The 23,668-nt window shown below is 62.9% G+C and carries 20 protein-coding genes; 14 read left to right on the forward strand and 6 right to left on the reverse strand.

Translation table 11 applies throughout. The annotated features are described in order from the left end of the window. Positions 1-3: 3 nt before the first annotated feature. The 3 genes from MPN20_RS03775 to MPN20_RS03785 all read right to left on the reverse strand — a co-directional run bounded on the left by MPN20_RS03775 (position 4) and on the right by MPN20_RS03785 (position 3,804). Positions 4-1,680 carry an ABC transporter substrate-binding protein gene (locus MPN20_RS03775; RefSeq protein ID WP_242779693.1) on the reverse strand — a complete coding sequence of 559 codons (1,677 nt, stop codon included), beginning with the start codon at positions 1,678-1,680 and terminating at the stop codon, positions 4-6. A 142-nt stretch (positions 1,681-1,822) separates the two neighbouring features. Beyond that, entirely contained in the window at positions 1,823-2,821 is a 999-nt protein-coding gene (locus MPN20_RS03780) for an ABC transporter permease (RefSeq protein WP_242779695.1), read from the reverse strand. Then, positions 2,818-3,804 carry an ABC transporter permease gene (locus MPN20_RS03785; RefSeq protein WP_347566794.1) on the reverse strand — a complete coding sequence of 329 codons (987 nt, stop codon included), beginning with the start codon at positions 3,802-3,804 and terminating at the stop codon, positions 2,818-2,820. The genes MPN20_RS03780 and MPN20_RS03785 overlap by 4 nt, the downstream gene beginning before the upstream one ends. Positions 3,805-4,119: 315 nt before the next feature. Here MPN20_RS03785 and MPN20_RS03790 point away from each other — a divergent pair, with 315 nt between their 5' ends. Both MPN20_RS03790 and serA read left to right on the forward strand, forming a co-directional pair. After that, positions 4,120-5,412: a GNAT family N-acetyltransferase gene (locus tag MPN20_RS03790; protein ID WP_242779699.1), complete on the forward strand. Its 1,293-nt coding sequence runs from the start codon at positions 4,120-4,122 to the stop codon at positions 5,410-5,412. 111 nt (positions 5,413-5,523) lie between these two features. Then, positions 5,524-7,116 (forward strand): phosphoglycerate dehydrogenase, encoded by a 1,593-nt coding sequence (gene serA, locus MPN20_RS03795; protein ID WP_242779701.1) that lies wholly within the window; start codon positions 5,524-5,526, stop codon positions 7,114-7,116. Between the two features lie 30 nt (positions 7,117-7,146). On the opposite strand, the gene MPN20_RS03800 is transcribed toward serA, so the two are convergent. Further along, positions 7,147-7,953 (reverse strand): phosphatase PAP2 family protein, encoded by an 807-nt coding sequence (locus MPN20_RS03800; protein ID WP_242779703.1) that lies wholly within the window; start codon positions 7,951-7,953, stop codon positions 7,147-7,149. Between the two features lie 9 nt (positions 7,954-7,962). Continuing rightward, positions 7,963-8,814, reverse strand: a complete 852-nt coding sequence (locus MPN20_RS03805; RefSeq protein ID WP_242779705.1) for a CoA ester lyase — start codon at positions 8,812-8,814, stop codon at positions 7,963-7,965. A 189-nt stretch (positions 8,815-9,003) separates the two neighbouring features. Between MPN20_RS03805 and MPN20_RS03810 the strand changes: the two genes are divergently transcribed. From MPN20_RS03810 to MPN20_RS03865, 12 genes are all read left to right on the forward strand, one after another. Further along, a complete protein-coding gene (locus MPN20_RS03810; RefSeq protein ID WP_242779706.1) occupies positions 9,004-10,041 on the forward strand; it encodes a 3-isopropylmalate dehydrogenase in 1,038 nt (345 codons plus the stop codon). A 183-nt stretch (positions 10,042-10,224) separates the two neighbouring features. Further along, entirely contained in the window at positions 10,225-11,316 is a 1,092-nt protein-coding gene (locus MPN20_RS03815) for a branched-chain amino acid aminotransferase (protein WP_242779709.1), read from the forward strand. A 190-nt stretch (positions 11,317-11,506) separates the two neighbouring features. Next, positions 11,507-12,901 carry an MFS transporter gene (locus tag MPN20_RS03820; protein WP_242779711.1) on the forward strand — a complete coding sequence of 465 codons (1,395 nt, stop codon included), beginning with the start codon at positions 11,507-11,509 and terminating at the stop codon, positions 12,899-12,901. 144 nt (positions 12,902-13,045) lie between these two features. After that, the gene (locus MPN20_RS03825; RefSeq protein ID WP_242779713.1) at positions 13,046-14,698 is read left to right on the forward strand and encodes an HNH endonuclease signature motif containing protein; all 1,653 of its coding nucleotides are present in this window, start codon (positions 13,046-13,048) and stop codon (positions 14,696-14,698) included. A 129-nt stretch (positions 14,699-14,827) separates the two neighbouring features. After that, the gene (locus tag MPN20_RS03830) at positions 14,828-15,478 is read left to right on the forward strand and encodes a hypothetical protein (protein WP_242779715.1); all 651 of its coding nucleotides are present in this window, start codon (positions 14,828-14,830) and stop codon (positions 15,476-15,478) included. A gap of 71 nt (positions 15,479-15,549) precedes the next feature. Then, positions 15,550-17,814, forward strand: coding sequence for a prolyl oligopeptidase family serine peptidase (locus MPN20_RS03835; protein ID WP_242779717.1), 2,265 nt, complete (start codon positions 15,550-15,552; stop codon positions 17,812-17,814). Between the two features lie 46 nt (positions 17,815-17,860). Next, complete coding sequence (locus MPN20_RS03840; protein ID WP_242779719.1) at positions 17,861-18,949, forward strand: biotin/lipoate A/B protein ligase family protein; 1,089 nt, start codon at positions 17,861-17,863, stop codon at positions 18,947-18,949. Beyond that, positions 18,946-19,440: a hypothetical protein gene (locus tag MPN20_RS03845; protein ID WP_242779721.1), complete on the forward strand. Its 495-nt coding sequence runs from the start codon at positions 18,946-18,948 to the stop codon at positions 19,438-19,440. The genes MPN20_RS03840 and MPN20_RS03845 overlap by 4 nt, the downstream gene beginning before the upstream one ends. Then, positions 19,437-20,327 carry a peptidase E gene (locus MPN20_RS03850; protein ID WP_242779723.1) on the forward strand — a complete coding sequence of 297 codons (891 nt, stop codon included), beginning with the start codon at positions 19,437-19,439 and terminating at the stop codon, positions 20,325-20,327. Before MPN20_RS03845 ends, MPN20_RS03850 begins: the two co-directional genes overlap by 4 nt. A gap of 219 nt (positions 20,328-20,546) precedes the next feature. Next, entirely contained in the window at positions 20,547-21,332 is a 786-nt protein-coding gene (thyX, locus tag MPN20_RS03855; RefSeq protein ID WP_242779725.1) for an FAD-dependent thymidylate synthase, read from the forward strand. 102 nt (positions 21,333-21,434) lie between these two features. After that, complete coding sequence (locus MPN20_RS03860; protein WP_242779727.1) at positions 21,435-22,013, forward strand: hypothetical protein; 579 nt, start codon at positions 21,435-21,437, stop codon at positions 22,011-22,013. A 43-nt stretch (positions 22,014-22,056) separates the two neighbouring features. Next, positions 22,057-22,491 (forward strand): HIT family protein, encoded by a 435-nt coding sequence (locus MPN20_RS03865; RefSeq protein ID WP_242779729.1) that lies wholly within the window; start codon positions 22,057-22,059, stop codon positions 22,489-22,491. 45 nt (positions 22,492-22,536) lie between these two features. Here the strand turns inward: MPN20_RS03865 and MPN20_RS03870 are convergent, their stop codons facing one another. Next, a complete protein-coding gene (locus MPN20_RS03870; protein ID WP_242779731.1) occupies positions 22,537-23,589 on the reverse strand; it encodes an alcohol dehydrogenase catalytic domain-containing protein in 1,053 nt (350 codons plus the stop codon). Positions 23,590-23,668: the final 79 nt, after the last annotated feature.

Genomic DNA, 23,668 nt, shown 5'->3' on the forward strand with positions numbered 1-23,668 from the left:
GGCTCAGCCCTTCAGCGAGGCCTTGAAGTAGACCGGGTAGGCGGGGAAGTCACCGATGATGAAATTCTCCACATTCGATCCGTGCAGGAAGGAATTCTTGTTATAGGTCAACGGCACCACCGGTGCATCTTCCATAATCCGCTTGTCGGCCTCGGCCCAGATCTTCTGTGCCTCTTCCGGTTTGACGGTTTCGGTCGCCTTCTTGATGAGCGCGTCGACCTCGTCGTTGGAGTAGCGGGAGATGTTGTAGTTGCCGTTGCCGATCTGCGAGGAGTCGAAGAGCGGCTGGATGTTGCCGTTGGCCGACGGGAAGTCCGGCTGCCACGAACTCAGAGCCAGATCGTAGTCGCCCTTGGCATCTGTGGCGTCAGCGGAGAACGTGTTCGTGTCCACGGACTTGATCGTCACCTTGACGTCGATGCGGGCCAGAGCCTCCTGGATCGCCTCGGCCTGCGCGACCGAAGTGGCATCGTTCTTCACCAGCAGCTTGAGCGTGCCCAGCTTGGCGCCCGACTCCTTGAGCAGGGACTTGGCCTTGTCGACGTCACCACTGGGATCGGCCTTATACAGGTTGAAGTCCTGATGTCCGGGAATTCCCGGAGTGATGAGCGTCGAAGCGTAATCGCCGGTGATCTCCCCACCGCCGGCGATGCGGTAGGTGTCCTTATTGACCGCATAGTTGATGGCCTGACGAACCTTCGTGTCGTCGAGGCCCTTGTGTTCGTTGTTCATCGCGAGATAGGACAGGGCGCCCGGGCCCGAGGTGACCAGGCGAGACTTCGCGCTCGGGTCGTTCTGCACCTGAGCCAGCTGAGAGGCCGGGACGAAGCTTGCGGAGAATCCGTTCTTCGCATCGCCGGAGTCGGAGATGAGTGCCTGGGCAGTCACCGAGGCATCCTGACCGAGCTTGAACACGACCTCATCGGGGCCTGCGGTGCGTACCGGGTCAGTCTTCTCGTCCCAATACTTGTTGCGTGTCAGCACGGCTTCGGAGCCGGACTTGTTGGACTTGACCTGGTACGGACCCGACGAAACCGGGTCGAGACCGTACTTGCCCGGATCGTCCTTGTCTTTGGGGACGGGGGAGAAGGCGGGCATCGAGGCGATCCAGGGGAAGTCGCCGAAGGCTGAGTTGAGATGGAAGACGATGGTCTTGTCATCGGGAGTCTCGACGGACTTCAGCTCGTCGCCCTTGAACGGACCTTTGTAGTCCGCGCCGCCCTTGAGCAGGGTCTTGTGGTAGCTCAGGCCGCCGGAAAGCTCAGTGGAGAAGGACCGTTCGATGCCGTATTTGATGTCCGCCGAGGTGATTGCCGAGCCGTCCTCATACTTGAGGCCGTTCTTGAGAGTGAATGTCCAGGTCTTGCCGTCATCGCTGATCTGGCCGGTGTCGGTGGCGAGGTCGGGAACGACCTTGCCCTCTTCCCCTGGCTTGATGTCCCACGTCGTCAGGCGACGATGGACGTAGGCCAGCGACGTGATCGCCAGACCCTGGCTCTTGCCCGGGTCGAAGTCGATGTCGGAGTCCTCGGAGAAGATGTTGAGGGTGCCGCCCTTGTGGGTCTCGCCCAGAGTGTTGGTGCTCTTGTCACCGTCGTTGTTGAGCTCCGGGTTGGCATTGCAACCGGTGAGGATGAGTCCCAAGGACAGTGTTGCCGCGATCAGTGCTGATCGTCTCATGGTGTGCCTTTCTCAAGCGTTCGAACCGGGGGCTGTGATGGTGGCCCGAAGGTTCGCTGTGTTCGTGTCTGTCGTGATGGTCCGATGTTGGTGTGGCTGCGCCGGTCGGCGCGTGCGCCCGTCGCGCGCGTGGAGGTGTGGGTCAGCGGCGGGCCCCGATTCGCGGGTCGAGGACCGAATAGCTGAGGTCTGCCAAGAGGTTCGCGATGATCACGATGGCTGCGGCGAAGAGAGTGACGCCGACGATGACCTGGATGTCGAGATTCGACACGGCCTCAAGCAGCAGCGTGCCGACACCGCCGAGGCCGAAGACCTTCTCCGTGATGACCGCACCGCCGAGCAGCCCGCCGATGTCGATCGCGAACAGCGTCGTCAAAGGCAGCACGAGGTTGCGCAGTCCGTGCTTGCCGATGACGATCGGTTCGCTCAATCCTTTGGCTCGGGCTGTGCGGATGTAGTCCTGGCTCATCACCTCGAGCATCTGCCCGCGGGTGAGCCGCGCATAGATCGCTCCGTTGGCGATGGCCAGGACGATCCAGGGGAGGATCAGATGGAAGGCCCACATCGCAGGGTTTTCGGTCAACGGCACGTATCCGCCGATGGGCAGGACATTGAGGGTGAACCCGAAGAGCAGGATGCCGAGGAGACCCAGCAGGTAGGTCGGCGCCGAGATTCCCGTGATGGCAGCACCCATGACCACACTGTCGGTGGCCGTCCCGCGTTTGAGGGCGGCGATGAGACCCGAGACGATTCCGCCGATGGCCCACAGGACTGCCGCTCCAAGAGTCAGCGAGATGGTTACCGGCAGACGGCTGAGGATGAGGGTCGTGACCGAGTCGCGGAGACGGAACGAGTACCCGAAGCACGGGGCGTCGCAGTGGATGGCTGCAGCACCGCTGCCGAAGTCGCGGCCGACGACGATTCCGCCGAGGAAGTCGAAGAGCTGCTTCCACCACGCCTGGTCGACGCCGAGGTACCGTTCGACCTCAGCGAGGCGGTCGGGTGAGCACGGCTTTCCACATGAGTACTGTGCGGGGTTGCTGGGCATGAGGTAGAAGATCGCGAAGCATGCGGCGGCGACGATGAAGAGCACGATGAGTGCCCCGAGCAGGCGGTAGGCGATGAACTTGGTGCGATTCACGGCTGTCCTCCTGCGCTCATCGGGTCGGCTGCTGCCGCGCTCTCGCTGCGGGCCTCAGCGGGGTCGAGCGCATCGCGGAGACCGTCGCCGAACATATTGAATCCCAGCGTCACGAGGAACAACGCCATGCCGGGGAAGATCAGGTACATCGGGTCGACTTGGACCCAGGAGATCGCATCTGAGATCGACCGACCCCACGACGGGGTGGGCGGATTGACACCGACCCCGAGGAAGGACAGGGCCGCCTCGGCGCCGATCTTGCCGGGAATCGACACTGTGGTGAAGACAATGATCGTGGCCAGGATGTTCGGGAAGATCTCGCGGACGATGATGCGCACGCTTCCGGTTCCCTGTGCCGCTGCTGCACGGACGAACCCGCGCTCTTTGAGCGAGAGTGTCTCGCTGCGCACGACGCGGGCGATCGAGGGCCACCCGAAGAAGCCGATGACGAGGATCAGGAGGAGTGTGCGGGGGACGCTCGCCGGAACAGTCGCAGACAGGGCGATTGCGAAGATGAGGAACGGGAAGCCGAAGATCACATCGGTCAGGCGGGACAGCAGACGATCTGCGAAGCCTCCGTAGAACCCGGCGACAAGGCCCACAATCACGCCGACGACGATCGACACGACAGTGGCGGCAAGACCGATCAGCAGGGACACCTGGGCGCCGTACGAGACGATCGCAAACAGGTCGCGACCAGTTCGCGGCTCGACACCGAACCAGTGCTGGGCGCTGATTCCCCCGAGAGGCCCGGCCGGTGCGGTGTCGGGCCCAAGCAGATCCGGGTTGTAGGCGAACGGACTGTTGCCGGTGAGTGCAGAGAAGACCGGAGCCAGAAGTGCGAGAAGGATGAAGACGACGACCAGGACGAGCCCGGTCATGGCTGCGCGCGAGCGCCGGAGCCGAGTCCAGACGCTGTCTCTGCGAGTGCGTTCTGCTGGAGCTCGTTCGGCAGGTCCTTGTGAGACTGCTGGCATCGCCATCCTTCGATTCTGTTCAACTGATCCGGCGCAGTGTGGTTGCAGTCAGGGTCGCTGAACTGCTCAACAATTATTGCTCCTGAACTCTTCCTGAGCAAAGTTGAAAATTTCTTTGGCAGCGAGGCTCGGTTGAGAAGACGGCGATCATTCTTTCGAATGAGAGCAGAATTACAGGTCGAGATCGAGAATGTGCTCAACCAAGGACGCCGGGATGCCGATCGGCGGTTGACGAGCCTCGCTCCTGTGGAATTCGTGGAACTTCCCTCTTTCCCCTCGTGACCGGGTGCAATGTGCGTGAGGTGAATTACTGTGGAGAACGTGACGAACTACAGATTCGAGAACTTCAAGCCCGCATTCGACGAGACGACCGGCGCGCCCGATGAGCGCACCCAGGGGTACTTCGCGTCGACGAGCGTCGGATTCCACGATGCCCGTTCGACAGACGACGCACTGAAGAACCGAGTGGAGCGTGCCATCGCCGATGGCCGGAACCTCACCGCCGTCTACGCCGACCAGGAGTACGAGCTCGCACTCGACTCCGCTGTGCCGGTTGCGACGTTCGCCTGGTTCGAGAAGCTCGTCAACGTCGGCGGCGGTCGACTGGTGCCCGGGCACCTGATCACGTGGGTGACAGTCCGACCGACTCATCGTAGGCGCGGACTGCTGCGGTCGATGATGACGACCGACCTCGCCGAGGCGAAGGCCGACGGATACCCGTTCGCGGCACTGACCGCTACCGAAGGTGGAATCTACTCCCGCTTCGGCTTCGGGGTCGCCACCTGGGCGCACTCGATCGAGGTCGACACCTCACCCGGATTCAAGATGGTCCATGAGCCCGACCGTCGCGTCGAGATGTGCCTGCCCAGCGAGCTGCGCGAACTGGCACCGAAGATCTACGGCCAGTTCATGCGGACCTCTCCCGGTGCGATGGAGCGCCAGCAGACCTATATCGAGCGGGCCACCGGAGCACTCAACACGGACACAGGGGAGGCGGATCGCGGTGTCCGCGCAGCCCTGCACTTCGACGAGTCCGGCGAGCCCGACGGCTACGTCTCCTACAAGTTCGCGGGCTGGTCGAAGAACCCGCCGACGATCGAACTCATCGACTTCGTCGCCGTCACCGACGCGGCGTACTCATCGCTGTGGTCGTTCCTCGCCGCCATCGACCTCTCGTCGCGAGTCACCTTCGGCGAATCCGCCGAAGACTCGCCGCTGCCGTGGCTGCTCACCGACTCCCGCCGGGTGCGGACGGTATCCACGGAAGACAACATCTGGATCCGGATTCTCGATGTCAAAAAGGCTCTCGAGGCCAGGCCCTGGTACGTGCCGGGCACGCTCGTCCTCGAGATCGATGACTCCCTTGATCTGGCCGGAGGCCGTTACACCATCACCTCCGACGGTGAGAACGCTGTTGTCGAAACCGCCTCGAATTCGGCTCAGGCCGATCTCAGCCTCGGCATCGCGGAACTCGGCTCCCTCTACTTCGGCGGGGCCGATCCGGTGATCCTGGCCCGAGCAGGTCGCATCGACGAAAACGTGCCGGGCGCCGCCGTGCGCGCCAGCTCGATGTTCAACCTGGGCCGCATGCCGTACTCGCCCAACGGGTTCTGAGGCTGATGCCTGAAGTGAGCCGAGACTCACTTCCCAGATTTTGAGACTTTGTGAAGGCATTCACGAAGTCTCATAAGATGGACGCGTCCCGGACGCAACAGGAGGAAATCAGTGCCCAAGCCCATCGTGCTCATCGCCGAAAAACTGTCACCGGCTACCATCGATGCCCTCGGAGGAGACTTCGAGGTCCGTCACACCGAAGGCGCTGACCGCTCCCAGCTTCTGGATGCCATCGTCGACGCCGATGCGATCCTCGTTCGCTCGGCGACCCAGGTCGATGCCGAAGCTATTTCTGCGGCCAAGAACCTCAAGGTCATTGCCCGCGCCGGAGTCGGACTCGACAATGTCGATGTCCCGGCTGCCACCTCGGCGGGTGTCATGGTCGTCAATGCGCCGACCTCGAACATCATCTCCGCAGCCGAGCTGACCATGGCCCACATCCTCGGGTCGGCCCGCTACTTCGGTGCAGGTAACACCTCGCTCAAGGCGGGGGAGTGGAAGCGCTCGAAGTACACGGGCGTCGAACTCTACGAGAAGACTCTGGGCATCGTCGGCCTCGGTCGCATCGGCGGACTCGTCGCCGAGCGCGCGAAGGCCTTCGGCATGCGCCTGGTCGGCTACGATCCCTACATCACCCAGGCGCGCGCGGCGCAGATGGGCGTCGAGGTCGTCGATCTGCCAGGACTGCTGGCTGTGTCCGACTTCGTCACCGTCCACATGCCCAAGACGCCTGAGACGGTCGGCATGATCAGCACCGAGGAATTCAAAGCCGCGAAGCCCGGTGCCCGCTTCATCAACGTCGCCCGCGGCGGAATCATCGACGAGGAGGCCCTCGCCGAGGCGATCTCCGCAGGTGAGGTCGGAGGCGCAGGCATCGACGTGTGGAGCACAGAACCGCCGGAGCACTCGGCACTCATGGATCTCGACGCCGTCAACGTCACGCCCCACCTCGGCGCCTCGACCGCCGAAGCACAGGAGAAGGCCGGTGTGGCCGTCGCGAAGTCGGTCCGCAAGGCTCTCGCCGGCGAGCTCGTCCCCGACGCGGTCAACGTGGCCGGTGGAGCAATCCACGAGGACGTGCGCCCGGGCATCCCGCTGGCCGAACGACTGGGACGCGTCGTCAATTCGCTCGCGAACGCCTCGGTCACCCATTTCAAGGTCGAGGTCAACGGTGAGATCGCGGACAAGGACGTCTCCGTCCTCAAGCTCTCCGCGCTCAAGGGCCTTTTCAAGGATGTCGTGTCCGACCAGGTCTCCTACGTCAACGCCCCGCTGCTGGCGGAGGAGCGCGGAATCGGCGTCGAGCTCGTCACCGATCCGTACTGCGAGTCGTTCCGCAACATCACTCGTTTGACGGCGACGACGAGCGAAGGGCAGCGGATCTCGGTCTCCGGCACGGTCACGGGCCCCAAGCTCGTGCAGAAGCTCACCGAGGTCAACGGCTTCGAACTCGAGATCGAGCTGACCGACAACCTGCTCATCTTCCGCTACGAGGACCGTCCGGGAATCATCGGTCAGCTGGGCCAGGCGCTCGGCGCGAATGAGATCAACATCGCCGGCATGCAGGTCTCGCCGTCGGCGACCGACAACGATGCGCTCTCGGTTCTGGCTGTCGATTCGGCAGTGTCCGACGAGGTCGTCAAGGCCGTCGCCGGAGCCGTCAACGCTTCGGCCTTCAGCGCCGTGTCACTGAGCGAGGACTGACAGCAGCTGCTTCGCAGATCGGAGACCCGTTCACCTCTCGAGATGAGGTGAGCGGGTCTTCATCGTCACTGCTGTCCACAGCTCGTCGGCCAGGACCGCCGCCGAGATGCCGATGAGGGCGCCGGCGATCGTGTCAGAAAGCCAGTGCACCTGCAGGCCGGTGCGCGACCACATCATCGTCAGGATCCACACGAGAGCGACGATCATCGACCAATGGAAGCGCAGCCTCGGCGGCTCCAGCGGTGGGGTGATCGCGGCGGGCAAGGGCTCGGCATGCGTGCCATCGGCTGAAATCGTCGGCGGTGCGGCGGCCAAGGGTGCTGCCGGCGACGCAGATGAGCTCGGGTCCATGCGCCCGGCCATCGTCGCCTGCTCCAGACGCATCATGTGCGATCGGGAGGCGATGAAGGCCAGGCCCATGGCCAGTGCGGCTGCGCCCATGGAGTGGCCGGAGGGATAGGAGTATCCCAGGGAGTCGAAGAGCTGATGACTCGGTCGAGCGCGGATGACCAGCGCCTTGAGAAGTTCGGACAGGCAGATCCCGACAAGCATGGCGGTGACAAGGAAACCGGCGGCACGGAATCGCCGGAGCAGCACGAATGCCGCCGCCAGAACCCCCGTGCAGATGGCGGCCCCTGCGCCTCCGCCCACCTCGGCGAGGACGACCGCGATCCAGTAGGGGACGGAGTCAGGGGTGAGGCCGACGAGGTTCAGCCAGTCTTGATCGAGAGTGGTGGGCCCATGAACGTCCATCCGCAGCCACATCCCGAAGGCGGCCACGAGAAGGATCGCAGGAACGGTCGCCCAGAGGAGCCATGCAGGCTGACGAACCGACATTGCTGCGGCTCAGGCGTTCCAGAGGCCGTAGGTGTCGGCGAGGGATGCGATCTTCTTCGCTCGCGCCAGACGCGGCAGGTAGGAGCCGTCGGTGATCTCGGATCCGCCCTCGGCGGCCTCGAGCATCTGGCGTGCCCAATCTCGCTCGTCCTCGCTGGGACTCATCGAATGGTTGAGCGCATTGACCTGGTCGACGTTGAGGACGAGCTTGCCGGTCATACCCATCATGTGGGTGATCTCAGCGTCCTTGCGGACCTGGTCGTCGCTGGCCTCGGCACCGGAGGGGCCGTCGATTGCGCCGGGCAGACCGCCCATGCGCGAGGCGATGGTGAGGCGGGAGCGGGCATAGGCCAGGGCCATCGGATCTCCGGAGAAGCCGGTGTCCTTGCGGAAGTCATTGGTGCCGAACGCGAGACGGAAGGTTCCCGGCGCCTCGGCGATCTTGGTGGCGTTCTCGACTCCGTGGGCGGATTCGAGCAGCGCGATGACCGGCAGGCCGGCCTTGGCCCGCATGGCGGTGTACGAGACCTGCTCGGGACGTTCGGTCTCCGGCAGCATCACTCCGCGCAGGCCGGGGAGCATGGCGATGGCGGCAAGGTCGTCGTCCCAGAACTCTGAGTCCATCTTGTTGATGCGGACCCAGGCCGACATGCCGCCTTCGAGTGCGCGAACGACATTGTCGCGGGCGCCGAGCTTCTTGTCGTCAGCGACTGAGGCCTCGAGGTCGAAGATGACGGAATCCGCTTCCGAGGCCTGAGCTGGAGCGAAGATCTCCTCCTTGGCGGCGTTGACCAGCAGCCACGAACGGGAGAGCTTGGCGGGGAGGGAGGCGGCTCGGCGATTACGGATCGTATCTGTCAATGATCGACTTTCTTTCGGGGTTCGGAGTGTTGATCCCATTTTCGCCCTTCGCGCCCGGAATTTGTACCCGGGGACGAAGATTGAGACGTGAGGTTGTGCACAGCGGCACCCGGCGTCCGGACCACGCTCAAGTCGTCCGAATAGTAGGACGGCCTAGTTGAATGGTGAGATGAGTTCTACCCTGTGACCATGAAGTTTTCAATTGCGGTCATGCCCGGAGACGGAATCGGCAACGAGGTCGTCCCCGAAGGTCTCAAGGTTCTCAAGCGCGCCATCGAGGTGTCAGGGGAGCCTGTCGAACTCGAGCTCACGGACTATGAAGTCGGCGCGAAGCGCTGGCATGAGACAGGTGAGACGCTCACCGACGATGAGCTGGAATCGCTGCGTTCGCACGATGCCATCTTCTTCGGTGCCTGCGGCGACCCGAGTGTGCCCTCGGGTGTCCTCGAGCGCGGTGTGATCCTCAAGATGCGTTTCGGCCTGAGCCACGCAGTCAACCTGCGTCCCTCGAAGCTCTTCGCCGGAGTCACCAGCCCGCTGGCCAATCCTGGAGAGATCGACTTCGTCGTCGTCCGCGAAGGCACTGAAGGCTCCTACACCGGGATGGGCGGCTCCGTCCGCACCGATACGCCCCACGAAGTTGCGACCGAGGTCTCGATCAACACCTGGTACGGCGTGGAGCGCGCGGTCCGGGATGCGTTCGAGCGTGCACAGGCCAGGAATAAGAAGCTCACCTACGTCCATAAGCACAACGTCATGGTCCACGCGGGCCACCTGTGGCGTCGCGTCGTCGAGAAGGTCGGCGCCGAGTATCCAGAGGTGACATTCAACTACGAGCACACGGACGCGTGCACGATCTACATGGTCACCGACCCGGGCCGCTATGACGTCATCGTCACCGACAACCTCTTCGGTGACATCCTCACCGATCTGGCTGCGGCTGTCACCGGCGGCATCGGTCTGGCCGCCTCGGGCAACCTCAACGTCGAAGGCACGGGGCCGAGCCTGTTCGAGCCGATCCACGGATCAGCCCCGGACATCGCCGGTCAGCAGATCGCCGATCCGACTGCGTCGATCCTCTCCGGCGCGCTGATGGCCTCCCATCTCGGACTCGATGTCGTGGCGAAGTCGATCGAGACTGCGGTCGAGGCAGACCTGGCCGACCGTGACGGAACCAAGCGTTCCACCGCCGAGGTGGGGGACGCGATCGCGGCTCGCCTGGGCTGAGTCGATCTGCAGAGGCCGAGGTCGGGCACGACCACCTCGGCGGAATCATGGTTCACTCCCCGTTCGGCAGGGCAGGAATCTCGCCTTGTTCGAGCGGACAGGGACATCACCCCGGTGCGACGTGCGCCGGGGTGATGGACTACCCTGACAGTGTTACTCATCACAAATGAGAAAAGAGTTCTGATGACTAAGTTTGCCGTTCTCAAGAATGTCCAGCCGCAACCCGAGCTGGTGCGAGAGAACATCAAGAAGGACCCCGGGTTCGGGCTCTACTTCACCGACCACATGGCCCACGTCAGGTACACCCTCGACGATGGTTGGCACGCTCACGAGGTGAAGCCGTACGGCCCGCTCGTGCTCGATCCTGCTGCTGCAGTGTTCCATTACGCGCAGGAGATCTTCGAGGGCATGAAGGTCTACCGCCATGCAGACGGCTCCGTGTGGACCTTCCGTCCCGAGCGCAACGCCGCGCGCATCAACAAGTCCGCCGAGCGTCTTGCACTGCCGCAGATCTCGGAAGAAGACTTCATCGAGTCGATCAAGTCTCTGGTCGCACTCGATCAGCAGTGGGTCCCCGCGCCGGAATCCGAAGCCGATGAGTCGAGCCTGTACCTGCGGCCGTTCATGATCGCCACAGAGCGATTCCTGGGCGTGCGGTCCAGCCATGAGGTCGACTACTACGTCATCGCCAGCCCCGCCGGCCCGTACTTCTCCGGCGGCATCAAGCCCGTCTCGATCTGGCTGTCGCAGAACTTCAACCGCGCTGGTGCCGGCGGCACCGGCTTCGCCAAGTGCGGCGGCAACTATGCAGGCTCGTTGGCAGCGCAGAACGAAGCTGCAGCCCAGGGCTGCCAGCAGGTGCTGTTCACTGATGCCGCAGAGAACAAATACATCGATGAACTCGGCGGCATGAACCTCATGCTCGTGACCAAGGACGGCCAGCTGCTCACTCCGCAGCTTGGTGATTCCATCCTCGATGGCGTCACTCGCCGGTCCCTGCTTGAGCTCGCACCGCAGCTGGGCCTCGAGCCGGTAGAACGCAAGATCACCGTCGAGGAATGGCGCGAGGGTGCTGCCAACGGCGACATCGTCGAGGCCTTCGCCTGCGGCACTGCTGCAGTCGTGACTCCGATCGGCCGTGTCGTCAGCCCCGACTTCACGATCGATCACGGTGAAGAGCCGGGAGAGAAGACCATGGAGTTCCGCAAGACTCTGCTCGACATCCAGTACGGTCGCGCCGAGGACAAGAACAACTGGATGGTTCGTCTGGCCTGATTCGCGGCTCTGCCGTTGTACGGCGCGGCTGCTGTGCACGGCCCGTTGCCGTGAAGCGGCATCTCGATCACGTCATCGGCCGGTGTCCGTCGCTCTCCTCTCAGGAGGCGACGGGCACCGGTCTTCTTGTATGTCGTACGGGTCCTCGCGGTTTTACTCAGTTGTGCGTTAAATGTTGTAGTGTGACCACGTGCCTACAACCACCTCGGCGTCCGTGCCGACCGCCTCCGACGTCATCGCCAATCTCCCGTGGAAGTGGGGGACTCAGGGCGCCATCTTCATCATCGGCGGACTGGGCTTCATGTTCGATGCCTGGGACGTGGCGCTCAACGGTTTCCTTATTCCGCTGCTCAGCGATTACTGGGATCTGAGCGTCGGACAAGCCGCCTGGATCGCCACGGCAAACCTCATCGGGATGGCGCTCGGCGCGTTCATCTGGGGCGGTATCGCCGACGTCATCGGACGCAAGAAGGCCTTCACTCTCACACTCCTGTTCTTTGCGATCTTCACCGTCGCCGGAGCCTTCTCTCCAGCATTCGGATGGTTCATCCTCTTCCGCTTCCTGGCCGGATTCGGGCTGGGTGGCTGCATCCCCGTCGACTACGCGCTCGTCGGCGAGTTCACTCCCAGCAAATACCGAGGACGAGTCCTGACCGCGATGGACGGGTGGTGGCCCATCGGTGCGTCGCTGTGCGCATTCGTCTCCGCAGCGCTGCTGGGTGTCGGGGATTGGCGCCTCATCATGCTCGTGATGATTGTTCCGGCGCTGCTGACAGTTGCAGTGCGCTTCGGAATCCCTGAATCTCCTCTCTTCCTCGCCTCGGTGGGACGTTACGACGAGGCCGACGCCGTCATCGAGAAGCTCGTCAAGCGCACCGGCGCCGAGGTGACCACGTGGACTCATGAAGAGCGTGGTCACGACGAGCGCGGTTCGGTTCCCGCCTCCGTGAGCAAGCAGCTCCGAGCCGGCAGTGGGCAGCTAGTGCAGCTGTGGCAATACTCGGCAAAGACGACGCTCGTCTCATGGGTGCTCTTCGTGTCCGTCCTCCTTGTCTACTACGCGGCACTGACATGGCTGCCCGGCATCCTCAAGAAGCAGGGGATGGCGGACCAGACGGCGTTCATGGTCACGGGGTCGATGACGGCGGTGGGCATCCTCGGTGTGATCGTGTCCGCCATGATCGTCGAACGCTTCGGACGCAAATGGGTGCTGGGAGTCACCTCGGTGCTGTCAGCAGTTCTGCTCGTCGGCACCGCTGTCTTCATCGAAGCGTCGGGTGCAGAGCTGACGTTCGCGGCGAAAGCCAGCATCATCGGCTTCGGATTCGTCGTGCAGATCGCCATTCCCACCCTCTACACGTATGTCTCTGAGCTGTACCCGACACGTCTGCGGGGCTCCGGCTTCGGATGGGCGTCAGCTGCCTCCAGGGTGGCGACCGGTGTGGCCCCGCTCGTGTTCGGTGCGTTCATGTGGCCAGTGCTCGGGCTGACTCTGACGTTCGCCCTCACCGGACTGCTGGTCGTCGTCGCCGTGATTCTGATGGGATTCCTCGCGAGAGAGACGGCTGGCGAGAAGCTGAGCTGACCGAAGAGTGTTTCTCTGGAGTCTGTGCGCTTCCTAAGCCGAACTCCCACCGGCTTTTCCACTTTGCACTCGGATATGTGCCACTGACCTGGACTGATATAGCTCAAGAGAGTCGTGTCAGTGCCTCAGGATAGTGTCTGGGGTATGGAAGCAGAGACGGTTTCAGCTACGGTCGCCGAGTTCACTCGGTGGCGCGAAGAGCTGTCCTCACTCCCTCCAGCTCAGACTGAAGAAGAAGCCATCGACCGGATCCGCGCGCTGGAGGAGCTGACTTCCGCAGCGTCGGCCGCACAGGCGCGAGAAACGCTGACTTTCGATATGCACCGCCGCAATCGTGAGGCCGAAGAAGGTGTGCCGAGTCGAAAGCAAGGGCAGGGCATCGGTGCCGAGATCGGCCTGGCACGGAAGGTCTCACGTGCTAGAGGAAGCAAGCTTCTCGGGTTTTCACGCACACTGCTCATGGACCTGCCCCGCACGTTCGCTTCCTTGAAGGACGGAGCCATTTCCGAGGAGAAGGCTCGCGTCGTGGCAAAGGAGACCGAGTGGCTGCCAAGGGAAAAGCGTCAAGAGGTCGACGACAGAATGTCCGATCGTCTTGCCGAGGTGGGCGTTGGTCGGCTCGGCAACGAAGTTCGTGCACTCGCTCAGCAGCTTGATCAGAAAGCTGCAGTCGAGCACCTGGACAGGTGCAAAGAAGAACGCGCCGTCAGCGTGCGACCGGCACCAGGCAATATGGCCTATCTGACGGCGCTTCTGCCCATGCCGCAGGCAGTCGCTGTGTATTCGAATCTGTCGAAGTCAGCGCAGTCGTTGATCGGGACTGGCCAAGCCGAGGGCCGTACTCAAAACCAGATTATGGCTGATCTGCTGGTCGAACGTGCCACCGGACAGGAGGGTGCGGAGGCGATCCCGACCGAGATCCACCTGGTGATGAACGAGGACAGTCTCATTGCCCCTGGTGACACTCCCGCATGGTTCCCCGGGTTCGGGCCGATCCCGGCGCAGTCAGCGCGCGATTTTGTAGCAGTCAACGATGCCGAGGTCTTTCTTCGCCGATTGTATTCTCGTCCCACAGACGGTCAGCTGGTCCGCATGGATTCGAAGCGGAGAGAGTTCAGCGGCCTGCTGCGGAGAATGGTCATCATCCGCGATGATGTCTGCCGATCTCCGTGGTGCGATGCGAAGATCAAACATGCTGACCATGTGCAGTCCTTCGCCTCAGGCGGAACGACCGACTGGGAGAATGCCTCAGGTCTGTGTGCTGCCTGCAATTTCGCGAAGGAACTTCCTGGCTGGCGTCACGAAGCGACGGCAGAGACGCTGACGGTCAAGACTCCGACTGGGCACAGTTATGAGACCAGGACCAAACCGATCGCCCAACCTTCCTCGTCTTCGACCCAGGCAGGAGAAGTCTGCTCGAATTCGACCGGACCTCCAAGTGAGGAGTCCTCTGCCGAACGCGATTCCGATGTTGTTACGACTAGTTCGACCGGCTCGATAGATCCACCCATTTCGACAGCCAGTGATCCGCCTGTGTCCGACGGCGAGCACGATTCTGTATCTAATGGCGAGCACGATTCTGTGTCCAACGTCGTGCACGATTCAGTGTCCGACGGCGAGCAAGATTCTGACTTCATACACGTGACGATTCCACCGGTCTTCAGACGAAAGTCCTTGACGAGCGCGGATGTCGAAATGCCGATCGCCGTCGATGTGTGGACGGCTGGGATCGAGGCACCGAGTACGGTCGAGAAATGTTTGGAGCACAGACTCCGCGCGTTGTCCCGACGGTCCTGAGCCGGCCCCTCGAGCGTGAGCTGATTGCCTAACGTCGAGCACGCCCTTTGCAGTGGACTCTTCGCAGGAGGCGAGGAAAGTTCTCCTTTCGTTCAATCTCTCGACTGCCGATGTCGTTATGGTTGACATATGAACGCTGATTCCGAGCATGGGGTCCTCAGCTCGCCGATTTCCGGGCCCGCTGTCGAGCTCGTGTGGGGTGTCCCGGGCGGGGTGGGACGAAGCTGGGAACCAGTGGGTTCGGCGTCTGGACTGCCAGGTGTGCTGCCTCCGCCGGCTGAAGTCGAAGCACTCTATGCCGCTGCCGCGGCCGAGCCACCGCTGAACGAGGACCCGAAACACGCTTCTCTGTTCGCCGACGTGTACGATGCTTCGGTCCGGAAGGGGCAGGTGCTGATTGCGCAGTCGAAATCGGACGGTCGTCTGAGGTCAATCGCCTACGGTCATTTCTGGTCCTGGGCAGAGCAGGACTATTCCTGGGCCCATGAACTTCACGCGTCTTTGGGCGATGCCGCTCCGACGCTCGAGTGGAGCTTCGCGCTCAACCTCCTGGCTCGTGACCCGACCATGAGGGCGACCGGCATCGGACGCACGACATTGGAAGCCTGGCTGGGCGCAATCGTCGGCTACGGCAGTTGGCTCCAAACCAATGACATCGACAGCCCTGCCCGTCGCCTGTACACGAGCCTCGGCTACTACGAGCTCGGGCACGGACCCGAGGCGCCCAACGGAGAACCGGGCCTGGTGATGTACCGGCCCCCGAGCGCAATCGCGGTGTGAAACAGATCTGCGAGGAGTATCGGGCAGCGTCCAGGCATTCTCGAGTCAGTGCAGATCACTAGGATGGTGGCATGCGCAGAGAAGCTCCGACGAACTCCACGAAGATCGACACCACGCTCCACGATGAGAACCTATGGCTCGAAGACATCCATGGCGGCGAACAGATCGCCTGGGTCGAAGCGCAGAACGCCAAGACCCTCGACCGCTTCCACGATGACCTGTTCGATTCGATTGCGCTGGACATCCGTACGGCCTTGGACTCCGACGACAGAATTCCGATGGCAGCCAAACGCGGCGAGCACTATTACAACTACTGGCGCGACAAGTCGAACCCCAAAGGCATCTGGCGGCGCACGACGTGGGACAGCTACGTCACCGAATCACCGGAGTGGGAAGTCCTACTCGACCTCGATGAGCTCGCCGCCGCCGAGGGAACCCCCTGGGTCTGGGCCGGAGCCGCGGTGCGCCGCTCCGACAATGCTCGCGCTCTGGTCTCGCTGTCGCCTGATGGGGGAGACGCGCAGCGGATCCGCGAGTTCGATCTGGTGACCAAGACGTTCGTCGCTGACGGATTCGACCTTCCTGTTGCGAAGACACGCTTTGCCTGGCTCGATGACGAGACGATCATCGTCGCCACCGATACAGGCGAGGACTCATTGACAACCTCGTCCTACTCGCGGCAGGCACGGCTGCTCACACGCGGAACCGCCATCGCCGATGCCCCGATCGTCGCCGAGGTTCCCCGCGATCACGTCGCGATCTTCGTCGGCAGTGAAGTCGGGTCCCCGGAAGCTGGTTCCACCGACCGGGTCTTTGCCATCGACGCGTTCGACTTCTTCAACACGAGGCTGAGTTTCCTCGACCTCGACGACATCCGGGGAGACGATGGCACGATCCCCACCGTCGCCTCGGCGTGGGACAGTGCATGGACTGCAGTCGATGTGCCGACCGATGTCGAGGTCGGGTTCGAACGGAACTTCGTCCTCTTCCGGCCGCAGTCTGAATGGCATCACGGTGAAGTCGCTGTGCCTGCGGGCGGACTCGCCGTGTCCTCAGCCGCTGAGGTGAAGCGTGGCATCACAGAGCCGACGGTCATCTTCGCCCCGGATGCCCGCACTGCCTTGCAGTCTTGGACTTGGACACGCGACTTCCTCATCCTCGAGCTGCTCGCCGATGTGCAGTCTGAACTGCTGGTGCTCGATCCCGCCGACGGCTTTTCGGCTACACCGCTGCCGGGAGTGCCAGCCAACCACATGGTTGGTCTTGGCGCCGTCGACAAATACGACGATGCGACCGCCAACGACTATTGGATGGTCACCACTGGGTTCCTGACTCCGTCGACGCTGTCGTACGGCCGGCTTGAGGGAAGGAACACCGCTGGCGACAACGACGGCTCCGACGGCGGGCGCGCGTCCACCCGGACGGCGGAAGTCATCAAATCAGCACCTGCATTGTTCCCGGGCGAAGGCTTGACCGTCGAGCAGCACTTTGCCACCAGCGATGATGGTACTCAGATCCCGTATTTCCAGATCGCCGACAGCGACTTGGTACTCGACGGACGCAACCCCACGCTCCTCGACGGCTACGGGGGCTTCGAAGTCAGCCGGACTCCCGGCTATTCGCCTGTCGTCGGAATCGGCTGGTTGGGGCGCGAGACCACCGGCGCTGGGGCCTCGGGAGCGGGGGCCATCGGCTCCGAGACAAGCGGCCCAGTTCCAGCCGGCCGCAGCGGAGTCTATGTTCTGGCCAACATCAGAGGCGGCGGCGAATATGGGCCCGAATGGCACACTTCGGCGATGCGAGAGAACCGGATGCGCGCGTACGAAGATTTTTCGGCAGTTGCTCGAGACCTGATTGAGCGCCGAGTCACCAGTCCGAAGACGCTGGCGTGCGCGGGCGGGTCGAACGGTGGTCTGCTGGTGGGCAACATGCTCACCCAGTACCCCGAGCTCTTCGGCGCGATCTCATGTGGAGTGCCGCTTCTGGATATGCGCCGCTATACCAAGCTCAGCGCAGGGTATTCGTGGAAGGCCGAATACGGCGACCCTGATGTGGCCGAGGACTGGGAGTTCATCAGGAAATTCTCTCCCTATCACCTCGTGGAAGAGCGGGCCGACTATCCGCCGGTGCTGTTCTGGACCGCGACGTCGGACGACAGGGTCGGACCCGTCCAAGCGAGGAAGATGGCTGCTCGGATGCAGTCGACGGGCCATGAGAACGTGTGGTTCTTCGAAGACACGGAAGGCGGACACTCCGCCGCGTCGGACAACAAGCAGGCCGCGTTCACCCGCGCGTTGAGCTATCGATTCCTCTGGAACTCGCTGACAGGGGAGTGAGCAAGTTCATAGCTTCTGCGTGGAGCCCGAGAGTAGGTTTGGAAGCATGACAAACGAGAATCAGGAACCCCAGCGCTTTCACGCCGAATACAAGGTCATCGGCGGGAAACTCGTGGTCGCCGATGTGGAGACCGACGGGAAGACCATCACCGAGGTCAAGATCTCCGGCGACTTCTTCCTCGAGCCCGAGGAGGCGTACTTCGACCTTGCTCCAGCTCTCGTAGGCGCAAGCGTCACCGCCGACAATGCGGCTCTGCGCAACAGGCTGGACGAGGTGCTGGCCGGATACGGTTCAGAACTGGCGATGCACGGCTTCTCCACGTCGGACATCGCCACCGTCGTTCGCCGAGCACTGGGTTCGGCTGCGAACTTCACCGACTTCGACTGGCAGGTCATTCGCGGCGAGGTGCTTCCGACGCAGGTCAATGTCGCTCTCGACCAGGTGCTCCTCGAGGAGGTAGCAGCCGGACGGCGGAAGCCGACGCTGCGGTTCTGGGAGTGGGAGGACACCGCGACGGTCATCGGAGCGTTCCAGTCGTACGTCAATGAACTGCGCCCTGAGGGCGTGGAGAAGTACGGCGTGCAGGTCGTCCGGCGCATCTCCGGCGGTGGAGCAATGTTCATGGAAGGCGGGAACTGCATCACCTACTCGATGTTCGTTCCGCCTGCACTGGTCGCCGGTCTCGACTATGAGGAGTCCTACGTCTTCCTCGACCAATGGGTGCTGGCAGCACTGAAGAGCCTCGGTGTCGAAGCCTTCTACAAGCCCATCAACGACATCTCCTCGACCGGCGGCAAGATCGGCGGTGCGGCACAGAAGCGTCTGCGCGACGGTACTCTGCTTCACCACGCGACGATGAGCTACGACATCGACGCCGACAAGATGGTCGAAGTTCTGCGCATCGGCGAGGCGAAGATCTCCGACAAGGGAGTCTCCAGTGCCAAGAAGCGCGTCGACCCCCTGCGCAGCCAGACCGGCGAAGCCCGCAAGGACATCATCGACGTCATGGCCGACACGTTCGCCGACCGCTACGGCGCGAGCTTCGACACCTTCACCGCCGATGAGATGGAGAAGGCACACAGCCTCGTCGCCGAGAAGTTCGGAACCGAGAAGTGGACACACCGAGTGCCATGAGTATGCCCCGAGATGATCGCGCCCGGTGGTGGGAAGCCCAAGCTTGGGCGCTCTCTGCCGAAGCAGATCGCCGCCGGCGACGTCAGGGAACCGCGGTCATCATCGTCTCTGCGGCGTTCGTGCTGATTTCAGTGTTCTGCTTGTTCGTCGGGGCGCTCGTACTCATCGGACTGGTTGGCCTGATGTTCTTCGGCGGATGCCTTCTGGCTGGGATTCTGATGCGCGGAGACCCGGATTCGCAGACCACGCTTGTGCTCTCGCTGTGCGTCTCACTGCTCCTGGGCCTCGGCTGTGCGCTGCTATTCACCTTCACTCTCCTGTCAGCGCAGACGTACGGGCTGCGCGGTGCACAGCTCGCGCCGCTTGCCGTCTCTGCAATCGGGATCGTCTTCTTCGGAATCGGCGGGGTCGTGGCTTTGGTCTGGAGACGCCGGCAGCGCCGCGCGCGATTGCAGTATGAGCGAGCTCCTCGGCGGACAGAGCGATCATGAGTGCGCAATCGGAACAATCCACGATCGTCGCCATCGGCGGTGGCGGGTTCTCGATGTCGGAGACGGGTGAATCGGCGATCGACGATTGCCTGCTGGACATGGCGACCGTTGTCCGGGAACAGCGCAATGCAGAACCTCACCACCGCCGAGGTACCGGTGTCCCTTCGCTGCTGCCTCGGGTGTGTTTCGTTCCGACCGCCTCTGCTGACAGTACCGACTACTGCCGGCGATTCGAAGCCGCTTTCGCTGGGCGTGCGCGCACCGACGTGCTCTCACTGTTTGGCCAAGGCCCATGGGACTATCGAGACCCGCAGCTGCTGCTGGACATGGACCTGATCTATGTCGGTGGTGGATCGACGGTCAATCTCCTGGCCCTGTGGCGACGTCACGGAGTCGACGAGATCATGGCTCGCGCTGCTGCCAACGGCACGATCCTCGCCGGGATCAGTGCCGGTGCCAACTGCTGGTTCGAGGCCTCGTCGACTGATTCGTTCGGACCACTGGCGCCGTTGAACGACGGCCTGGGCTTCATCGCGGGCAGCGCCTGCCCCCACTATCACGGAGAGCAGGGCCGGGTGGAGACCTTTCGCGACTGGATCGGTTCGGAGGCGCTTCCCGGCCCAGGCATCGGCATCGACGACCACGCGGCGGTCGTGTTCGAGGACGGGACAGCCACCTCGGTGCTGGTGGAGAGACCGGGCGCTCACGCATACTTGATCGACCGTGACCGTGACCGTGACCGCGACCGCGACCGCGACCACGACCACGACCACGACCACGACCACGACCGCGACCATAGTGGTGGCGGTTCAACAGTCCAGGCAGCCGAGAATCGGTTGGCTGTCGAGGAACGTCAGCTCAGCCTCGGAACGAAACTGCTTGAATAGAGTTTGAAAGCCCCGACCGGCACTCCAGGGAAATCGCGGGTCGTGGTGGCGATGGCCGCAATCGTGGGCGTCTGCTTCAGCCACCTCGGGCATATTAGGGTCCCGTTCCGAACCTGTCTGACCGAATAACGACGGGCCGGTTGGGCAGTAGCGGATCGAATGTAGGATTGGGAATCAAACTCCAGTACCGACAGAACTGCACCCTGCACGAGGAGAACCATGCGCCAGGTCGAACCATCCGTAGAACTGCTCGCTAAGCCCAGCATCGACTGGGAATCGATGAGGACATACCTCGACGAGGTGGGCGGATCTACCTGGGCAGAGCGCGTCGAAGACGCAGAATCCCCGGACGCCGAAGATCTGGTCGAGTTCTCCGGTCGCATGTGCTATCGCTCGTGGGAGCCGGGACTGAATCCGAACGTGTCCCGCGTGCGCACCGACTCGGCTTCGTACCTTGGAAACGTCATCAAGTCCCAGCACGGTTCAGTCCTCGAACACGCGAACTTCACGTTCGTTCTCCACAATGTCTCGCGAGTGCTCACCCACGAACTCATCCGCCACCGCGCAGGCTCGGCTTTCTCTCAGGAGTCCCTGCGCTACGTGCGCCTGGCCGACATTCCGTTCTGGTTCCCCGAGTGGGCTCGTGAGGATTCAGAGCTCATGGAGCGCTCACTCAAGGTCCTCGACACCCTCGAAGAGCACCAGAAGTGGATGGCCGAGCACTTCGAACTCGACGAGGAGGGCACCAAGTTCTCCCACAAGAAGCACATGACCTCTTTCATGCGCCGCTTCGCACCCGAGGGCCTGGCCACCGGCATCGTGTACACCGCGAACCTGCGCTCCCTGCGCCACGTCATCGAGATGCGTACCGCGAAGGGTGCCGAGGAAGAGATCCGTCTCGTGTTCAACAAGATCGGCGAGGCCATGCGTGAGGAAGCTCCGGCAATCTTCGCCGACTACGAAGTCGTCGACGGGGAATGGATCCCCGGGACGCGGAAGGCCTGACCGCAGACCGCGCAGTCACAACGCACGGCGCAGTCACAACCAGCCGCGCAGCCGCAACACACCACACACTCAGAACGCACCGCTCACGCAGAGAGGCATGACATGGCAGACATCTACAACGCCGAGCTGACCCCCGGAAAGCTCGACGTCATCTCCGAATGGCTGACCAAGCAGGATTGGGCGGCCGGGACCGACGTGGCACCGGAGGCTCTGACGAAGCTCAGCGCGTATCGTTTCGACGATCCCGCTGGAGAGGTCGGGATCGAAATCCACATCGTGGGTGCCGGTGACCGTGTCTTCCAGGTGCCTGTGACGTATCGCGGCGCCCCGCTGGCAGGTGCCGACAAGCATCTGATCGCGACGATGGATCATTCCGTCCTCGGCAAGCGCTGGGTCTACGCCGGGATGGGCGACCCTCTATTCCAGCAGCGACTCGATCACACGATCGCCACCGCTGGAACATCGGCGCAGCAGCATCGCGTCGACGATGAGGGCAACAGGATCGAAGAGATCACCGATGTGGCACATGTGTGGGGCACGGGCCCCTTGGCTGGTGCCGAAGATGTTCAGATGCTGTTTGAGCTCACCCTCGACTCGCCCGCCGAGAAGTCCGACGCGGGACTGCTGCTGGGCCGCTGGACCGGCCAGGAGGCTCCGATCGTTCTCGCCGTGATGGTGTGACGGGCTGTGATGGTGTGACTGTCCGTATTGGTGTGACGGTCTGATGAGTCAGGATTGCCTGTTCTGCGGGATCATCGCAGGTGATGTGCCAGGCGCGAAGGTCGCAGAAACCGAGACGACCTTCGCGTTCATGGACATCCAACCGGGTTCGGACGGGCATCTGCTCGTCGTTCCGAAGCGCCACAGCACTGATCTGCGTGACATTCCACCAGAGGATCTTGCCGACGTCGCCATTGAATCGAAGCGCATCGCCACACATGCCTTCGAAGCGTGGGGAGCCGAAGGAGTGAACCTGCTCAACTGCTGCGGCGAAGCCGCATGGCAGTCGGTTTTCCACTTCCACATGCACGTCATTCCGCGCTACCGGGACAAAAGCAGGGACCGTCTCCGGCTGCCGTTCGAACCCGGGGTCCGCGGTGATGCCGCCCTCATTGAAGATCTCGCGGCGTCGATGCGTTCGGCGTTGGACGCGGGCTGACCCAGCGAACTACAGGTCGACCCAGCGACGTTTTGAGCCGACAGATCACCGGCTCATGTCGATGATCGTCATCCCCGATCCGGTGTTCGAGCCCAGTGCCTCCATCGCGGCGGGAGCGTCCTCGAGACCGATGACATTCGTGACCAGATCCTGCGGGCGGAGCTTGCCCTGAACCACCAGCTCGACCATCTCCGGATACTCGGCCGCGGCCATCCCATGGGAGCCGAGCATGCTGAGCTCGAGACCGATGACACGGCCCATGTCGACGACCGGCGGTGCAGCCAGAAGGCCGATCTGCACGTGGCGACCCAGCGGCGCCAGCGAAGCGACAGCGGCAGCGATCGTCTCTTCGCGACCGAGCGCGTCCACAGTCACTGCCACACCGTCGGGACTCTGATCCGAGAACTGCGCGACCACCTCGGCGGCGGTGGCCTCAGGACTGAGGCCGGACACGTTGACCGTTCGCGCGGCACCGTGTTCGCGCGCCTTGGCGAGGGCTGCGTCGTTGACGTCGATCGCGACGACCTCGGCACCGATGGCGCGGGCGATCATGATCGCCGACAGCCCGACTCCGCCGCATCCGAACACAGCGACGGTCTCACCCGCGCGCAGTTCGGCTCGGACCCGAAGGCCGTGGAACGCGGTGGCGAATCGACATCCGAGACCGACCATCGCCGAGGCGGGAAGGTCGTCCGGGACCGCGACGAGGTTGGCATCGGCGTGGTGGATGACCACCTGATCGGCCCATGATCCGAAGTGGGTGAAGCCGGGCTGGGTCTGCTCCGGGCAGACCTGAGCATTGCCGCTGAGGCACCACCGGCATTGGCCGCAGCCGCAGACGAAGGGCACGGTCACCCGCTGACCGACGCGGAACTTCGTGACACCGGCCCCCGCCGAGGCGATCCGACCCACCAGCTCATGCCCGGGAACGTGGGGCAAGGTGATCGTTGGATCGTGGCCAGCCCAGGCATGGTGGTCACTGCGGCAGACTCCGGTGGCTTCGACGTCGATGACCACGCCGGACTCGGGAGCCGTTGGATCGGTGATGTCCCGCAACTGGGGGAGGGCAGAGAATTCGTCATAGATGATTGCGCGCACGGTGTCAGTGTAAATGCAGTCTCATTCTCTATTCGGCACCGTCTCACTGGGTGTTTGCATCTCACAGTGCTGCACGGTT

It is taken from the genome of Brevibacterium sp. ZH18, assembly GCF_022748595.1.
In the GTDB taxonomy this organism is placed as follows: Bacteria; Actinomycetota; Actinomycetes; order Actinomycetales; family Brevibacteriaceae; genus Brevibacterium.

What these genes read in the sequence shown, in the direction of transcription:
- MPN20_RS03775 (WP_242779693.1), bottom strand. Translation starts at nt 1,680, where the DNA reads ATGAGACGATCAGCACTGATCGCGGCAACACTGTCCTTGGGACTCATC.
- MPN20_RS03785 (WP_347566794.1), bottom strand. Translation starts at nt 3,804, where the DNA reads ATGGCGATGCCAGCAGTCTCACAAGGACCTGCCGAACGAGCTCCAGCA.
- MPN20_RS03800 (WP_242779703.1), bottom strand. Translation starts at nt 7,953, where the DNA reads ATGTCGGTTCGTCAGCCTGCATGGCTCCTCTGGGCGACCGTTCCTGCG.
- MPN20_RS03810 (WP_242779706.1), top strand. Translation starts at nt 9,004, where the DNA reads ATGAAGTTTTCAATTGCGGTCATGCCCGGAGACGGAATCGGCAACGAG.
- MPN20_RS03815 (WP_242779709.1), top strand. Translation starts at nt 10,225, where the DNA reads ATGACTAAGTTTGCCGTTCTCAAGAATGTCCAGCCGCAACCCGAGCTG.
- MPN20_RS03825 (WP_242779713.1), top strand. Translation starts at nt 13,046, where the DNA reads ATGGAAGCAGAGACGGTTTCAGCTACGGTCGCCGAGTTCACTCGGTGG.
- MPN20_RS03830 (WP_242779715.1), top strand. Translation starts at nt 14,828, where the DNA reads ATGAACGCTGATTCCGAGCATGGGGTCCTCAGCTCGCCGATTTCCGGG.
- MPN20_RS03835 (WP_242779717.1), top strand. Translation starts at nt 15,550, where the DNA reads ATGCGCAGAGAAGCTCCGACGAACTCCACGAAGATCGACACCACGCTC.
- MPN20_RS03840 (WP_242779719.1), top strand. Translation starts at nt 17,861, where the DNA reads ATGACAAACGAGAATCAGGAACCCCAGCGCTTTCACGCCGAATACAAG.
- MPN20_RS03845 (WP_242779721.1), top strand. Translation starts at nt 18,946, where the DNA reads ATGAGTATGCCCCGAGATGATCGCGCCCGGTGGTGGGAAGCCCAAGCT.
- MPN20_RS03850 (WP_242779723.1), top strand. Translation starts at nt 19,437, where the DNA reads ATGAGTGCGCAATCGGAACAATCCACGATCGTCGCCATCGGCGGTGGC.
- thyX (WP_242779725.1), top strand. Translation starts at nt 20,547, where the DNA reads ATGCGCCAGGTCGAACCATCCGTAGAACTGCTCGCTAAGCCCAGCATC.
- MPN20_RS03860 (WP_242779727.1), top strand. Translation starts at nt 21,435, where the DNA reads ATGGCAGACATCTACAACGCCGAGCTGACCCCCGGAAAGCTCGACGTC.
- MPN20_RS03865 (WP_242779729.1), top strand. Translation starts at nt 22,057, where the DNA reads ATGAGTCAGGATTGCCTGTTCTGCGGGATCATCGCAGGTGATGTGCCA.